The organism is Chryseobacterium foetidum, from assembly GCF_025457425.1.
Classification (GTDB): Bacteria; Bacteroidota; Bacteroidia; order Flavobacteriales; family Weeksellaceae; genus Chryseobacterium; species Chryseobacterium foetidum.
Window position 1 is genome coordinate 3,477,017 of sequence record NZ_JAMXIA010000001.1, and the last position, 16,984, is coordinate 3,494,000.

The 16,984-nt window shown below is 36.5% G+C and carries 13 protein-coding genes; 4 read left to right on the forward strand and 9 right to left on the reverse strand.

The window, feature by feature from the left end; all coding sequences use genetic code 11:
• Positions 1-28: 28 nt before the first annotated feature.
• The 8 genes from NG809_RS16115 to NG809_RS16150 all read right to left on the reverse strand — a co-directional run bounded on the left by NG809_RS16115 (position 29) and on the right by NG809_RS16150 (position 11,327).
• Positions 29-3,055, reverse strand: a complete 3,027-nt coding sequence (locus tag NG809_RS16115; RefSeq protein ID WP_262152294.1) for a type I restriction endonuclease subunit R — start codon at positions 3,053-3,055, stop codon at positions 29-31.
• 3 nt (positions 3,056-3,058) lie between these two features.
• Positions 3,059-3,835: a hypothetical protein gene (locus NG809_RS16120; protein WP_262152295.1), complete on the reverse strand. Its 777-nt coding sequence runs from the start codon at positions 3,833-3,835 to the stop codon at positions 3,059-3,061.
• Complete coding sequence (locus tag NG809_RS16125; RefSeq protein ID WP_262152296.1) at positions 3,828-5,012, reverse strand: AAA family ATPase; 1,185 nt, start codon at positions 5,010-5,012, stop codon at positions 3,828-3,830. Before NG809_RS16125 ends, NG809_RS16120 begins: the two co-directional genes overlap by 8 nt.
• 4 nt (positions 5,013-5,016) lie before the next feature.
• Positions 5,017-6,375 carry a DUF262 domain-containing protein gene (locus NG809_RS16130; protein WP_262152297.1) on the reverse strand — a complete coding sequence of 453 codons (1,359 nt, stop codon included), beginning with the start codon at positions 6,373-6,375 and terminating at the stop codon, positions 5,017-5,019.
• 22 nt (positions 6,376-6,397) lie between these two features.
• On the reverse strand, positions 6,398-7,660 hold the full coding sequence (locus NG809_RS16135; RefSeq protein ID WP_262152298.1) for a restriction endonuclease subunit S: 1,263 nt from the start codon (positions 7,658-7,660) through the stop codon (positions 6,398-6,400).
• A 36-nt stretch (positions 7,661-7,696) separates the two neighbouring features.
• The gene (locus NG809_RS16140; RefSeq protein ID WP_262152299.1) at positions 7,697-10,048 is read right to left on the reverse strand and encodes a type I restriction-modification system subunit M; all 2,352 of its coding nucleotides are present in this window, start codon (positions 10,046-10,048) and stop codon (positions 7,697-7,699) included.
• Between the two features lie 51 nt (positions 10,049-10,099).
• The gene (locus NG809_RS16145) at positions 10,100-10,354 is read right to left on the reverse strand and encodes a hypothetical protein (protein WP_262152300.1); all 255 of its coding nucleotides are present in this window, start codon (positions 10,352-10,354) and stop codon (positions 10,100-10,102) included.
• A 79-nt stretch (positions 10,355-10,433) separates the two neighbouring features.
• Complete coding sequence (locus NG809_RS16150) at positions 10,434-11,327, reverse strand: exonuclease domain-containing protein (RefSeq protein WP_262152301.1); 894 nt, start codon at positions 11,325-11,327, stop codon at positions 10,434-10,436.
• 768 nt (positions 11,328-12,095) lie between these two features.
• Between NG809_RS16150 and NG809_RS16155 the strand changes: the two genes are divergently transcribed.
• Positions 12,096-12,389: a GIY-YIG nuclease family protein gene (locus tag NG809_RS16155; protein ID WP_262152302.1), complete on the forward strand. Its 294-nt coding sequence runs from the start codon at positions 12,096-12,098 to the stop codon at positions 12,387-12,389.
• A gap of 859 nt (positions 12,390-13,248) precedes the next feature.
• Here NG809_RS16155 and NG809_RS16160 read toward each other — a convergent pair.
• Positions 13,249-14,994 carry a DKNYY domain-containing protein gene (locus NG809_RS16160; RefSeq protein WP_262152303.1) on the reverse strand — a complete coding sequence of 582 codons (1,746 nt, stop codon included), beginning with the start codon at positions 14,992-14,994 and terminating at the stop codon, positions 13,249-13,251.
• 245 nt (positions 14,995-15,239) lie between these two features.
• On the opposite strand from NG809_RS16160, the gene NG809_RS16165 reads away from it, so the two are divergent.
• The 3 genes from NG809_RS16165 to NG809_RS16175 all read left to right on the forward strand — a co-directional run bounded on the left by NG809_RS16165 (position 15,240) and on the right by NG809_RS16175 (position 16,864).
• Entirely contained in the window at positions 15,240-15,770 is a 531-nt protein-coding gene (locus NG809_RS16165; protein ID WP_262152304.1) for a hypothetical protein, read from the forward strand.
• 38 nt (positions 15,771-15,808) lie between these two features.
• Positions 15,809-16,036, forward strand: coding sequence for a hypothetical protein (locus tag NG809_RS16170; protein ID WP_262152305.1), 228 nt, complete (start codon positions 15,809-15,811; stop codon positions 16,034-16,036).
• Between the two features lie 669 nt (positions 16,037-16,705).
• On the forward strand, positions 16,706-16,864 hold the full coding sequence (locus NG809_RS16175; RefSeq protein WP_262152306.1) for a hypothetical protein: 159 nt from the start codon (positions 16,706-16,708) through the stop codon (positions 16,862-16,864).
• Positions 16,865-16,984 lie beyond the last annotated feature (120 nt).

Consider the following 16,984-nt stretch of genomic DNA (forward strand, 5'->3'; position numbering starts at 1 on the left):
ATAATCTCAGGTTATTAATTTAACAATATTACCTCACATTCACCACCTGCTTAATCGTATTATAAAAAGCCTGATAGAATGAGGGGTCTTGTGCATACAATTTATACAGTTCCAATTCCTGTTTTCTCTGTTGAGACATGACGTCATCCAGTATTTTCTTCAAGGCTAATTCTCTGTTTTGGTCATCTGCATTTTGTGCTACCTTTATATCAAAATCAGGGTGTGCCTGTACAGATTTGCTCAACGAAACAAATTTTACTCTTTGATCTTCCGGTGTCGCTTCCCATCCCTGAAACCATTTCTCATTAAATCCGTTGATGATATTTTCTAATTCATCTTTTTCTTCGCTGCCGTGTGCTCCCCTAGCATTTGGATTTTGAGGATCAACTTGTGTTTCAGAATCATCTAAAGAAATAGTTGCATTGAGCTTCACTCTTTCCAGACCGTATGTTGATAAATCAACAGATTCTAAAAGCTGATCTAATAGGTCTTTATTTTTATCTTCAATCTTTAATTTTGGGATAAGAAACTTTAAAAACCAAAACAATTTTTCCCACGCCAACATTTCATAAGGCAAAATAGCAGCAACTTGTCCATATATCTTCACAAATTGTTTCGCCTTGATTTTATAATCTGCTTTGTCTTTTTCTTCCAAGTCCAAATCGGAAATAAACCGTTGTGCTGCCACATCAATTATTGGACTTAAAAACTGAGCATCCACTTTGTTAAAGTATTTCTCATTGAAATCTTCCACTTCCGACTGCTCATAAATTCCGGAATCATCCAAACTGTCTTTCAGTTCGTGCAACACATTGATGTCCGTAGCACTGCTTAAGGATGTTGAAGTATAGAACGGGTCGAACGAGTTCTTAATATCTTCCACCGTATTGAAGAAATCCAATACAAAAAGGTCTTCAGTTTTCTTAGCCAATTTATTGGCAGAGCGGTTTAATCGGGATAATGTCTGAACAGCCAAAACGCCTTGCAGTTTTTTATCCACATACATTGCAGAAAGTTTGGGTTGGTCAAATCCCGTCAGGTATTTATTGGCAACCACCAGCATTCTGTATTCGTCTTCATCAAATTTATCTTTGGTTTCGCTTTCCGGAAAACCGTTCATTTGGGCTTCGGTATATTCGATGCCATCCACTTCTTTTGTTCCGGAAAATGCAATGACGATTTTAAAAGGATTTCCTCTGCCAATTAATAATTGTTGTAAAGCCTGATAATAACGGATAGCCGATTCTATACTTTGGGTAACAACCATCGCTTTGGCTTTACCGCTCAATTTCTTTTTATTTACAATCGAACCCGCAAAATGGTCCAGCACTATTTCGGCTTTTGTACCAACGGTCTGCTTATGCTTTTCTACATAAGCACGTAGTTTTTTCTGTGCTTTACCCGTATCAAACAGAGGATTATCCTCTATTGATTTTTCAATTTCATAATAACTTTTATAGGTGGTGTAATTGGCTAAAACATCCAGAATAAATCCTTCTTCAATCGCCTGTTTCATCGAATACAGATGAAAAGGTTTGAAGGAACCTTCTTCCTGTTTTACCCCAAACTTCTCCAAAGTATTATTCTTGGGCGTGGCGGTAAAAGCAAAGTAAGAAGCGTTCTTGGTCATCTTCCTCGCTTTCATTGCCTCCAAAATCTTGTCCTGATAATCAACTGCATCCGAATCTTCACCTTTATTTCCAATGGCTTCATTGAGTTTGTCGGCAGAACTTCCTGACTGTGAACTGTGTGCTTCATCCACAATGACAGCGAACTGCTTATTGCTCATATCGGCAATACCTTCAATTATAAACGGAAATTTTTGAATGGTCGTAATAATAATTCTTTTACCATTTTCCAAAGCTGACTTTAAATCCGAAGACCTGTACGCTGGAGCAACAATGTTTTTAACTTCTGAAAATTCTTTGATATTATCACGAAGTTGTTTGTCCAACAATCTTCTATCGGTGACAACAATTACAGAATCAAACAAAGGCTGATTGGTATTTTTACTTCCAGCAACAGCTTCGCTCTCAGGGTAGGCTTCTATCAACTGATAAGCCAACCAAGTTATGGAATTGGACTTACCCGAACCAGCACTGTGCTGAATCAAATAGGTTTCTCCAGCACCTTTTTGAGTAGTGTCTTTTATCAGTCTGCGTACCACATCCAGCTGATGGTAACGTGGGAAAAATAAAGTCTTCTTACTCAAAGCATCATTTTCTGCACCATCAAACCTTACGAAATGCTGAATGATATTGGCAATGCTTTCTCTTCGCAAAACATCCTGCCAGAAATAAGCGGTCTTATGTCCAAAAGGATTTGGTGGATTGCCCTTCCCAAAATTATTACCGAGATTGAAAGGTAGGAAAAACGTATTTGCTCCATCCAGTTTGGTAGTCATATAGATTTCATCGGTATCGACTGCAAAATGGACAATACATCTTCCAAAATTCAACAAAGGCTGAGCAATATCTCGTTTGTATTTATATTGGTTTACGCCGTGTACTTTGGCATTCTGTCCTGTCCAATGATTTTTCACTTCTATGGTTGAAATAGGAATACCATTGATGAAAATCACCATATCGATTTCCTCAAGCGGATTGGTTACCGAATATTTTAATTGTCGGGTAACGCTGAACTGGTTATTTTCAAAATTATCTTTGATGCTCTGACTGCTATTTTGCAAAGGCGCTACATAAAACAAAGTAAAATGTGCATCATCTACTGCCAAACCTTTACGAAGCAGACGAAGAATACCATACTTCTTCACCAGCTTATCGAAACGGTCAAGCACTTTTATTTTCCAATCCGACTGGCGTTTGAGTTTTTCTAATTCTTCCTTATGGGTCGTCTCAAGAAAATCCCAAAAGCGCACCTCATCCAATGCGTATCTTGCATTGAAATCTGTGGGATTGCCAATGCGATAACCGTTACCGCTATAAGGCTCACTAGGTTCAGCAACAGTTCCGTTTTTTATATCTTCGGTCGAAAGACCACAGAGTGCTTTTTCTATGGCGGTTTCGAGCGCGAGTTCGTTAGTTTGTGATGGCATAAATTAAATAGTTAAATGTGGTCCGATATATCCGACGAATACTTTTCTACTTTTATTTTGAGGAAAAAAATGGAATCTTAAATCACCAGTCTTAATATGTAACTCAAAATATTCAGTTCCTCCTTCAGGCAGAGAAAATAATCTTTCATTTCCATAATTGCTCATTGTTTGATTTGTTTCTGGTGAGATTCTTAATGAATATTTATTATTTATATCTCGATAACTAAAATCTCCTTTATCCCATTTAGAAACAGCTGCATCAAATTCTTTTAATCTATCAATTATTTGATTAAAATGACTTGACTTGCCTATCTTTAAAATTTGGTTTTTTACTTCACCACAAAATGTTAGGTTAGGAAATAATCGATTTCTCTTAGTCCAAAAATTCCGAAAATTAACTCTCCATAGATTGATAGAATTAAAATTTGCATAGTCATCATTATTTTTTATCTGTTTATCTTTAATGATTGACGTTTTTATAAAATCTCCTCCTAAAAAACCATTATCTTCGCCAGGAAAGTTTGCATCAATCTTCGCTTCAGTATCTAAATAAATACTATGAGGTTTTAATTGCTCAATAAAAACAGCAATCGCAGCTTCATCTTGATTACTATAATTTGAATATAATTGTGTAATGTGAGGTATGTCGAAAATTGAGTTATGCTTTAAAAACTGATCTTCCGCCAATCTTTCTATTGCAACTAAATCGCGACAATAATTTAAAAACATATCATATGTTTTGCAATTTAATGCTTCATTCAGCGTGAAAAAATTACTCATCTGTTTTTTCTACTTTTTGATTGTTTTTTTCTTTTCTTATATTAAAAAGCATTGCAAAATCCATTTGAGTCTGATCAAAAAATCCTTTCGGCCAATCAGATAATTCACCAAGTTCATTTATTGATATTGATTCTATTTTGGGTTGTATGTGATCCTCTTCTTGGCTGAAAAAATTGATTGTGACTGATTTTGTAGAAATTTCTTTTGTTGCAACAGATATTTGAACACCATTAATAAAATGATCGCTATGTGTTTCAACAATTACGTTTACTCCTGCATTAGCAACCATAGCAAGAAATTTCCCAACTTTAGACTGAGCTGATGGATGGAGGTGAGCTTCAGGGTTTTCAACTATCATATAGCTTCCTTTTTTTGCAATCAATCCTGTAACCAAAATTGGTAAAACATAGCTGATACCAAATCCAATATTTGTTGCAATAGTTGAATCTCCTTTTGTATAAAAATTATCGACCTTTATTTGAGCAGAATGAGTTTCAGGATTATAAGAAGCTGAAATTGAAACACCAGGCATCAGTTCGCTTAGCCAAGCATTTACTTGTTGTTCCAAGCGTGGACTTTTTGATTTTTTGTTTCTTCTTATTTCTTCTATTTCAAAGGTGTAATTTGAATCGGTGTCAGCAATTAACTGTGCGACAAACTCCCCTTGAAATCCTGCATTTGGAAAGTCATAAAATTTTATGCCTTGGTTAATTCTTGGTCCAATTCTTTCAGCATTCAAATAATAAAATTCTTGTAAGAACATACCATCCAAATTTATCAAGTGTTTATTATGAACTTCAATGGGTTTAAGGTGTAAGTTTGCTTTTTCATCAATATTGTAGACTACGTTAAAAGATTGTCTACTATTAATACCAATAGAAACAAAATCAGGCGAAGTATTTCGTGGAATTAGCATATAACTATTTCCAAGTGCCAGACAGTAAGAACCATTCAATTCTACATCTAACCCATTTGTTTTTTCATATACATATCTTTTTCCATCACCTTTTTCCCAACTACCACAATGTTCAATCGTTCTTCTTAGAAATAATAATGCTTGAATAACGGTACTTTTACCATTTCCATTAGCACCTGCCAAAATTGTCAATTTATTTAATGGGACTATTATATTCCTAAAACATTTAAAATTTTCAATTTCTAAACTAAAACTGTCCATAAAACTAATTATTTAAATTTTCATCAATTATATCCTTCACTTTATCAAAAACATAGAGCAAATTATTTTTACCATTTGTTCCATAAGATAAAAAATTTAAAAAAGTTCTATCTTCATAAATATTTTCAGCTAAAGGCTCTAATAGAGCCTTTTCACTATTTAGACTACGTATTTGATTATGATCATATCTAGCTAAAAACACAGACCAACTTACAAAAAGAGCTTTGTTAATTAATTGTTTATTTGCATTTGGATTTAAATCAACGGGTCTTACCTTTCTAAAAGCATATTTTCGTCCAAATAAATATTCAGCATTTTTCATTGAGTTAGAAAATAATGAAACATATTTGCTTAGTTCGTTATAGTTTTGTTTTGATAGTTCTTCAGTTAAATCATCCAAGGAAGTATCCATATATCCATTATATTCTTCTATACTATTATAGTTTTCTATAAATCTATCAAACAAAATAAACCTTAATGCAATTTCCTGATCATCCATTCTCGTGGGTTTGATACTTTTATCAGTAGCACTTTTAAATTCAGGAAGTTCAACCATTGCTTTTAACACATCGCGTAAACTATTAGTAGCTAAACAATTTCTTATCTCTTGATTATTTAGAGGTTTACCACCTGTATTAATTCTTCTAAATATATCATATTTAACTTTTGGAGGAGAAGACGGATCAATTACATTAACAGAAAATTGTGTCTGATTAAACCATCTAAAGTATTTGGGGTCTAATCCCGCCTTTCCTTCATCGCTTCTGTAATATTTACCGCCACAGCTCTCCTCAAGATATTCCAAATTTCTTAGTGAGAATTTATTATCCATAAATTCCTTGATTGTTGTTAGACGCTGCAGACCATCAACAATTGTTATTCTGCCCTCGTCGTCTTCCGAGAAATAAAACATAGGAAGTGGTATTCTTAACAGAATTGACTCTATTAATCTCGACTTCTGCGCACTGTTCCAAACAAAATTTCTTTGAAAATCTGGGGATAAATCAATATCTCTATCATCAATCATATCAGATATCAGACGTAAACTAAATGACTTTGCGTGAACTTTGATTTCTTCGGGATTAAACGGACTATGTTCTTCCGGTATGGCACTTTCTGTATTTTCAGTTCCAGATTGCTCAGATTCTATTAAATCTAAAACTAATTTATCCAACTTGGAAGACAATACAACATCATCTTCATTCAAATCAGTGTTCTTATCAGTGATAACGAATATATTATTTTCTATATAACCTTTTAGCCATACTACATCTTCATTATCTTTAAATTCAAAATGATTGTCTTCTAATTTAAAAGCATTAACAAATATTGACGTTCCATCTAAAATATTTAATTCTATCATTAGTAATTGATTTTTTTCAAATTTAATTAATTTTCACCTTCCCCGTTACCACATTATCGATCAGCACCGTTTTATACTCCTTCAGCTTTTCTATTTCCTGCTCTTTCAGCGTGATGACTTTGGCGATTTTTTCGTTGATATTTAATATGTAATCCGAAATTTCATTAATTTCTTCTTCGCTAGACGGAATTAGAACTGAAAAACCAAGGATTTTGGTTTCAGAAATTGTTGGTATAGTACTTCCAATCACATTTCTTTCAACCTGCAATTGAAATATATCGCTTTTTAAAAGTTCATACAAATAATCAGCTTTAATTTGGATTTTCTTCAAAACTAAAAGCTGAGGATTAATTGTAGCTTTTTGAGGCAAATTTTTAACGATGCCAATTTTACCATAGGTTGAGCCTGTTTTAACAATTAGTATGTCGTTCTCTCTAATTTTAATTTCTGGAGATTCGTTATACTTAAACCACGACAAATAAGAATTACTATTGAATTCCATATTCGTTTCTTTGATATTTGATGGACTAATCGTTATTGCCCCATCTCCCTCATCAACTAAATCAGCAGTGGTATATCCTCTAAATCCAATTCTACCAAAAGCTGTACAAAATGACTTCAACTTCCTCACCTCCCAATGCTCCGGAATTTCCCCAATCCAATCCACACCGCTGTCTTTGAGTTTTACGGTATCATCCAAACCTTTGGTAACTGCCTTTTGGATGAGGATTTGGCGGCGTTCTTTCAGCAGTTCTATTTCTGTTTGCTTGTTGGCAATCGTTTGGTCTATTTTGGCGGTTTTGTCATCTAGAAAGGTGGCGATAGTTTGCTGTTCGGAAAGTGGTGGAATCGGAGTATAAGAATATTTCAATTCTTCATAACTGATGTTTTTACCTTCTCTAATTCCAACAATACTTAGCTGTAGTTCAGCAATGAATGCTTTGCTTTTAAAAAGAAATTTAAAGTAATTATCATTAATTTCTTTTTGAGATTTTAATACAGTGTAGGCAGGACTTATTATTCCTTCATATTCAGAATATTCTAATCCTCCTTCAAAAGACCTCAAGCTTATTGCGAAATCACCTTTACAGATAACTTTGAAAGATTCTAAATTTCCGGTAGGCATAACCATTCGGCTTTCTACCATACTTCTTGGAATCACTCCTTTATCTTGAGTTACAGAAAGCAACTCCAAGTCTGGTTTATTTTTTACTGAAACATCTTTAAATAAAAACTTTAATTTTAAAATCTCCCATTTATCAGGAATCTCCCCAATCCAGTCCACGCCGCTTTCTTTGTATTTTTCGTATCGCTGCATCGTCTAAAAATTTAAGATTTCAGCCAGCAATCCGTCGCCTTCCTGTTCCAACGCCAAAATATCTTTGGTCACATCTTCCAGACTGCGCAATGGGGCAGGTTGGTAAAAATATTTATTGAAGCTCAGCTCATAGCCAATCTTTACAGAATCCAAAGCAATCCAGCTTTCTTCGGCATAAGGTTTTACTTCTCGTAAGAAATAATCCTGTATGTTTTCTTTCAGCGGTATGCTTTCGCTGTCGCGTAAATCACTTTCGGTTTCATAGACCGTGTATTCGCCTTTTTTATCGGTAGCAAAATAGCCGTAGTAAGCAAGGTCTTTTTCTGTACAACCTAAATAATCAAGCAAATCCGTCAGTTTCTGTCCGCTCAGTTTTTCTGTTTTCTTAACGACTTTATCAGCTTCGGCATCATACCAGCTTACGGTATCTAAAATCTGTTTTTTTTCCGAAGCAGACAGTTTGGTTTTGTCGCCTTTCAACACTTCATCCACCTTGCTGCCAAATTCATTGAAGTTGTTATAAACCTCTGTTCCCAAAACTTCCATCAGGCGAACCGCCGTTTGGTACAGGCCATCCTGTTTTTCCCAGCTTTCTTTTTTCAGAAATGCAGACAGCTGTTTTGCATTGATGTTGAGGTCCTGCTTTTCGGCAAGGTCTTCAATTTCTTTTTTATGTTTTTCCAAACCTGCATATACTTCCATTCCGTATTTCTCATACAGTTCTTTGGAAAATACAGGTTGTGTCTTATCCCATTTCAAGGCTTCAATTTTCTCTTGGGTAAACTGGGATTTTAAGCGTTTCGGTCTTTCGATATTGACTTTGTAATAGCCAAAATCGGCATTCTCAAAAACTTTGCTTCCGATATTTCCGGTATCTTTTTTATCTAGTGTTGAAAGCTCTAAATAACAGTTCAGAATTTCTTGAATATGTTGTTTCGTCAGTTCACAGTTTTTGTTACCGAGATTTTTTCTGAGTTTCTGATACATTTCACTCGCATCAATCAACTGTACTTTCCCTTTGCGGTTAGCGGGTTTGTTGTTGCTGAGAATCCAGATGTACGTGGTAATGCCTGTGTTGTAAAAAATATTATTCGGCAACTGGATAATCACATCCAGCAAATCATTTTCAATAATGTAGCGTCTGATATTGCTTTCGCCACCGCCTGCATCGCCGGTAAACAGACTCGAGCCATTGTGTACCGAGGCAATACGGCTTCCGATGGTATTTTTGTTTGTAATGGCTTTCATTTTATCCACCATTTCCATCAGGAAGAGCAATTGTCCGTCGCTGCTTCTCGGCACGGCATCGGCATCTTCTTCTTCGCCCCAGTAATTTTTCAGTTTAATGAGAAAACGGTTGTCGATAACATCTTTTCCGTCTTTAATGTATTTCTGTTCACTCGCCCAGCTTTTTCCATAAGGCGGATTCGACAGCATAAAGTCGAATTTCGTTCCGGCAAATTCATCTGTAGAAAGTGTAGAACCAACCTTGATATGTTCAGGGTCTTTGCCCTTAATCATCATATCCGATTTACAGATGGCGTAGGTTTCGTCATTCACTTCCTTCCCAAAAAGATACACCGATGTATTGGTCGCTTTGATTTCGCCCTCTTCATCGGTAATGAACAGTTCAGATTCTGTCAGCATTCCACCCGTTCCGCAAGCAGGGTCATAAATGGTAATCACCGATGGTATTTTATCTTTAATCGGGTCAAAAACCATATGCGTCATCAGGTCGATAACTTCCCTCGGCGTATAGTGTTCTCCAGCTTCCTCGTTATTTTCTTCATTAAATTTCCGGATCAGTTCCTCAAAAACATAACCCATTCCCAAATTGGTTAGCGCAGGAATTTTTCTTCCGGCAGTATCCAGTTTTTCAAAAGGCGTCAAATTGATATCCGGCGAAGTGAATTTCTCCAAAACATCCAGCAACACATCTTTGTTCGCCATATGCTTGATTTGCGCCCGAAGCTTGAACATCTCAATAATTTCCTGCACATTGGCACTGAAACCATTAAGGTAATCTTCAAAATTCCCCAACAAAATCTGCTGGCTGTTAGTAGCCGAACCGTGAAGACTTTGCAGTGTCCATTCGCTGGTATTATAGAATACGTACTTGGAAGCAGCGGTCATTCCTTTGTCGTCCCATTCGGTAAACTTCATTGTTTCCTTCTGGAAAGCGACTTCTTCTAAAACGTGTTGTTTGGTAGGTTCCAACAAAGCATCCAGTCTTCGCAAAACAACCATTGGCAGGATGACATCCCTATATTTTCCTCTTACATAGACGTCTCTTAGGCAGTCATCGGCAATACTCCAGATGAAGGAGACGAGTTTATTGTGTACAGCGTGGTTCATTTAATTGTATATCATTATAAGCACTCGATTCAAAGAGTGCTGTTTCATTTGTTAATCTTTACTGTCCTGCCACATCTGCACCCATTCCTCAAAATAGGCACGCAGACTGTCAGAAGTTTGAATATAGTATTTTACAGGATCATTTGCAAACGATTTGAGTTCCGTTTCATGAGTTTCTTCATTGTAGATGGGTAGAAATATATTGTTTAATTCAAAAATAAGATTGCCTCCCTGTTTGAGGAACTCCATATGAATGGCTTTTACGTCAAGAAGATCTATGGCAATACCGCCGTTATGCATGATCATAGCTTAGTTTTTATATTGAGAAATCAAAGATAATTAAAAATTCATTTTCACCATTGAGGGAAAGCTGAAATCAGAAACTTTATCCATTTATAAAATCTTTAATCAACCCCAACAATTCCTCCTCATTCATTACCGCAATACTCAAAGCAGAAATCTTTTCCATTTTCTTCGGACCAGCTCCGGTGCCTACCAGTACCAGATCTGTATTTTTTGAGATACTCGTGTTAATATCTGCACCGCAGTCAAATAAAATCTGGGCTAACCTGTTTCGCTGTTTCGGAAAGGCAGAAAACTCTCCGGTAATCACCACTTTTTTAGAATAGAAATAGTGATTTTCATACTTGGGTTTTTCAGCAGGATAAATCAGTGAAGAGTCAATCTTCTTGAATGAAAAAGTGTTGGTGAAAAAATCTGTTTTTGAACTTTCTTTTTTCACTTTATGATCAGGCATAAAGCGGTTGTTCAGCTTAAAAAACTGATTCATCTTCAGGAAAATAAATCCACAGACTTCAGCATCATACTGAGCATTATGATGTTGGTTTTCACTGAAATTCAGACTGAACAGTTCGGCTACGGTAGATAATTTGTGATTATTCAGGTAGGGAAACAGCTGTTTTGAAAGCTGTAGAGTACAGATGCCATGATAATCGGGTAGGGTCATTCCATAAAAACGAAACAGACTTTCCAGAATCGGAAACTCTACCGTACATCCATTGTGTGCAACAACAGTTTCACCCTTGATATACTGTCGGATTACATTCCACACTTCTGGAAATGCCGGAGCATTACACGTGTCTTCCGCAGTCAGTCCGTGAATCGAACTGTGAAGAGCCAGATAAACATTATCAGGTGGCTGCACCAGATAATTTTTGGAATAAATAATGCTTCCGTTTTCAAATACCGCAATCCCGATACTGCAGACCGAACAGGAATCATTGTTGGCTTTTTCAAAGTCTATAGAGGTAAATCTCATCGTTTAGTTTTCAGTTTTTTCAAATGTAAATAAAAAAACACAACGCCTTTTACGTGAATCCCCATTTACGCCAAATCTTTTAAAATTAATCTTAAAACTAACGAATAGGTTATCCATTATTTCGCATAGATGCCTACGGCATGACAAATTGGCTGCAGATAAATTTTAAGAAGTATAGTGAAACAACCTCCGTCAGTTCGAGTGTTTTTCGCAGCGCAGCGTAGAAAAATGTATCGAGAACCAGTGAACAGACGACCCTTTTGTTAAACACAAACTTCTCGATACGGTTTTCTTCAAAAACCTACTCGAAGTGACGCGACCATCAAAACATTGAATATCCGCGCGTCAGTTCGAGTGTTTTTCGCAGCAAAGCGGAGAAAAATGTATCGAGAACCAGTGAACGAACGAAACTTTTGTAAAACAACAACTTCTGGATACGGTTTTTGTCAAAACCTACTCAAAGTGACGCTACCATCAAAATATTGAATATCCGCGCGTCAGTTCGAGTGTTTTTCGCAGCGCAGCGTAGAAAAATGTATCGAGAACCAGTGAACAGACGACCCTTTTGTTATACACAAACTTCTCGATACGGTTTTCTTCAAAAACCTACTCGAAGTGACGCTACCATCAAAATATTGAATATCCGCGCGTCAGTTCGAGTGTTTTTTGCAGCATAGCGGAGAAAAATGTATCGAGAACCAGTGAACAAACAACCTTTTTGTAAAACAACACTTCTAAAATATCTGTAAAATTTTATTATTTTTAGATATGCAAATTTCATTTGTTTATATATTACTCTGCTCCGATAACACTTACTACACTGGTGTAACCGAAAATGTTTACAAACGTTTTGATGAGCATCAGGACGGAAAACATTTTGGTTCATACACTTATTCACGACGTCCGTTACAATTGGTCTATTTTTGTCAGTTCATGGATATTGAAATGGCGATTGCATTTGAGAAAAAAATCAAGAAATGGTCACATGCTAAGAAAAAAACTCTAATTGAAGGAAGATATGACGATCTACCTAATCTCGCAAAAAAGAAGTTTGATAAATAATTCATCAACAGCCGCTAACATCACAGTATTGATTCCCCACGTCAGTTCGAGTGTTTTTCGCAGCGCAGCGTAGAAAAATGTATCGAGAACCAGTGAACAGACGACCCTTTTGTTAAACACAAACTTCTCGATACGGTTTTCTTCAAAAACCTACTCGAAGTGACGCCACCGTCACTACATCGATTTCTACGTCAGTTCGAGTGTTTTTCGCAGCACAGCGGAGAAAAATGTCTCGAGAACCAGTGAACAGACGACCGCTTTGTAAAACAACAACTTCTCGATACGGTTTTCTTCAAAAACCTACTCGAAGTGACGCGACCATCAAAATATTGAATATCCGCGCGTCAGTTCGAGTGTTTTTCGCAGCATAGCGGAGAAAAATGTATCGAGAACCAGTGAACAGACGACCCTTTTGTTAAACACAAACTTCTTGATACGGTTTTCTTCAAAAACCTACTCGAAATGACGCTGCCATCAAAATATTGAATATCCGCGCGTCAGTTCGAGTGTTTTTCGCAGCGCAGCGTAGAAAAATGTATCGAGAACCAGTGAATAAGCGATAATTTCGTAAAACAACAACTTCCCGATAAGGTTTTATGTCAAAACCTACTCGAAGTGACGATACCGTCATTACAGGGAATTTTACGTTAGTAAGAATATCATTCAGATCAGAGAAATAGCTATCAGGAAACATTTCTAAATCAGTTAAACAATTTTTTCAAATTGCATTCGATCAACTGAGAATAGTACAGAACGGTGCCCACATTTCCCACCGTATATCTACATATCAGGGTCGTGGAAAAAGAAAATGTTTTATGTAACATTTGTTTTGAGATTTATAATTTAAAAAGAACAGGGATTAGTGCCTTACTTCACTCTCAATCCCATCAATTCCCAGTTCCTTCTGAAGTTCCCTGATGTAACTTAGTATTTCATTTTCAGATTGTGAAACCAAAGTTATTTTGGAAGAGAAGATAAAGCTGCGGCTGGTATTTCCGTTCTTTTGCAACACCTGCATTTTTCCGCTGTAACCACCAGATCTGCTGCCTGCTTTGAAGGAACTGAAAATTATTTTGTTGATGTCACTGATTTCAAATTTTTTAAAAGACAGATTGTTCATAATGAGATAACCATCTTTTATGAAAAAAGGATGAAACTTAACATTGCGGAAAAAGTATGAGATTGCGTAGACCAAACCTGCCACCCCGAAAATAACCCAGTAGGAGTCATACCAATTATTGTCAGAGTCCGTAACGGCTTTTACAACTGTTGTACCTTCTCCACCTGTACTCATATTCCTTTTGCTTAAATCCCGGATAGCTTCTGAGCCCAATGTTCCGTCTCCGGCAAGCAATTTTACGGTATTGATATCCTTGATTTCATAAACTGTTGAGGGCATCATCTGGGAGCTTCCGGCATCATCAAAATAAAAATATCGGCTCCCGTGCTGCCACACACTTCCATTGTACGAATCAGCACGGCTGATCTTTTTAATTCCGGAAGCCAGCACATCCTCAAGCTCGATAAGATGAGTGGTTCTGCTGAGCAGTCCTCTTTTTCTGCCCCATTCTTCGGTGGCTTTCAAAAAATAAACTTTGTTGCCACTGGTGAATACGTCCGGTGCAATCTCCTGAAACTGGTTATTTTCAAATGGATTATCGCCGGCACGTATTACTTTTTCAGCTTCTGTGTCATAAAAATACAGACCGTCTTTGGAAACGAACAGAGCCTGGTAAGCATGTTTAAGATTCATTCCCAAAAGTCGGTATGGTGCTTTTGATTCATCAAAGGGTTTACCATTGACGTAGACCATTCCGTTCTGAGGGTTGATAAGATAAGCACTTCGGGACGGAATATCGCTTTCGATTCCAATCTCATGGATCTTTTCGTTGTATTTGAGGGGGAGCTGCCCATCTTGAAAGTAAACATTTCTGCCGTCTGTAAAATATCCTTCGCTGTCCCGCACATCTCCATCGTAATAGTGAATCTTAACTGGACGGATGGTTTTGGGATTGGAGTTTTTCATCTCAAGACCTTTGAAAAAAGCAACTTTTTCACCTGCTGCTATTGCAAAGCCTGGTTTGGACAGATATGTGCTGCTTTCGTCAAGTTTTTTAAAGGGATACCAATAGTTTTGAGGCTTGTCTGAAAGTCCGAGACTCTGACCACCCAAACGGATGACAAAACCGACCGCACTGAGCGATTCATTCTTTTCGGAATTGCGGGCACAATAGTATGTTGTTTTACCGTCCGTATAGTAATTGTTGCCTAAAACAGTCAGTCGGGAAGGATCTAAGTCTTCCAGAATTATATTTCCGGCATAGACATGTTGGTCATCGTAACCAATATGAGCATCTGAAAAACTTTCAGAGATAATTTTAAAGGTTGCAGTATTGGCACCTTTTACTTCATAATAGCCGTTGCCGGGGACCATGGCGTAGATTTTCCCTTCAAATTGCGTAAAAATTCTATTGAGATCTTTCTTGTTGGAATCATAATCAATGGGCTCACTTTTTGATGAAAGCGAGACAAACAGTAACGCAAACATCATCAAAAAAATAAAGATCAGAAAGCCATAAATTAAAAACCGGAATCTGTAGAGCATCGGCATTATTTTAAATATTTTAAATACGTCAAAGTACTCGCTAAATTTTCAATCATCTGGGAATTGCTTTAATCTGAAACCTCAAATTACTGGTCATTATTATTTTATATAAATTAAAATTTTCCACTATTATTACCATTAAAAATAATCATAGATCTTCATAGATCAACTATTAATCATTACTCGCATATCTCCTCAATAATTGGCTGTAATTTTGCATGATCTACTGTTAAAAAAAGAACACTATGAAAAATTTTTTGCTTGCCATTGCCATTTTAAGCACGAGTCTTGCTCACGGCCAGAAAAAGAAACCTGCCAAAGTGATCCCGCCACCTCCAATTGTAAGGACTGAGAAAGAACCACCACCACCACCAAGCCTTGCCATTGAGGATTCATCAAAGAAATGTTTTGTACACGTAAGTGAAGTTCCAAAAGATTCTATGGTTGCTGTCACCGAAAATCTTCTGGAGTATTTCCCTTCGGGAAGCAATGCCAGAATGGTCATCACAACCTATCAATATGATCCCAAACTAAAGAAACAGTTGAATGGCTCAGACGAAATGCTTGCCCAATCCCAACAACTGCAGTTTATCGAAGGTAAATACACCATCGAAAAAGGAATTCTTACGATGATACCTTACAAGAAAGATAAATTCGACACCCGCCGGTTTAAGCTCGTGAATAAACCTAAAACACAGACCGTCATCAACTTAAAAGACGAGCAGAACCATCTTTATAAAAAAGGGAATTGTATCGAACCCATGATCAGTTTGTGAATTCGAATTAAATTCATAACAGCAAAATCTAATATAGGATGAGAAAACTGATTTTAAAATATTGGATCACTAATGTTCTTTTCAGTCTCACCCTGTTTGCTGTCCACAGAATTCTGATTGCAGATAAAGAGTATTCAAACGCCAACTGGCTTGATTTCTTCTTCAGTCTGACAGAAATCTTCGTCAATCTCGGTGTCATTAATATTTTTAGTGTTATTTCCGGTCTGCTCGCTGACTTTCTTTTTGAATTTAATGATCAGGGTTAGAAATCAATACTACTTATCATTACTGACGTTTATTATAGTTCCTCTCGCCGTTTCTGTTTATATTCTGACAGCATTCATTGATACCTTTTCATCCGGAAATTCGGTGTTCGAAACTATATCAATTTTACTGCTGATTTACCTGACCTTCAACTGCATTCAGTTCCGTATGTTCCGGCAAAGAATGCTTTCGCTAACTACTGTGAGCAAAGAATAGTGTATTTTATTAACTGCAAATTAAAAAATCTCTATGCCATCACCAGAAAACTGAACTAACTGCGAAAAATCTGAAATTTTTGTTGTATAACTTTCCCGCCCAGACAAAGTTTCAGAAAATAATGGTAATCAAAACTTATCTCAGAAATTTGCCACAATTTAGGGTCGGGGCAAAGAAGATTTAAAAGGAAATTTCGATTACAAATTAAAAATCTTTGCACCTATCCAACCAAAAAACAAAATCCCCGGTTTGTTTCCAAACAGGGGATTTTTCATATAAGGAGTGATAAGTGTGGTGTAGTATTTTTCAAGTCGGTACTTTGCAAGTATTATGCCTTAAGATAATAATTGGTGATAATATTTGAAATTATTTGAAATTGTTTGATGTTGCAAAATTTTAATATAAAACGGTACGGTTTTCGTTTAACAGAAAGTATTAACCAAAACACCAAAAATATGCAGTCTTCTACTAACTACGATCAGTCGATCTCAAGCATGACAAAAGAAATTGAACGTCAAAAAGCACTTAAAGTGCTTGAAAAAGCAAAAAGTATTAAAAGAAAAGTGGTGTTTCTGCCACGCGGCGCCTCAGGAAGCATTAACCCCGCCATATAAACTTTAATTAAACAGAGTCCGTCTCACAGCTGGTGAAAACGGACTTTTTTATGATTTTTATCGACCTCCTGGTGGGAGAATGATTTTCATACAGTCGATTCTGAACCCACATCATTGAGT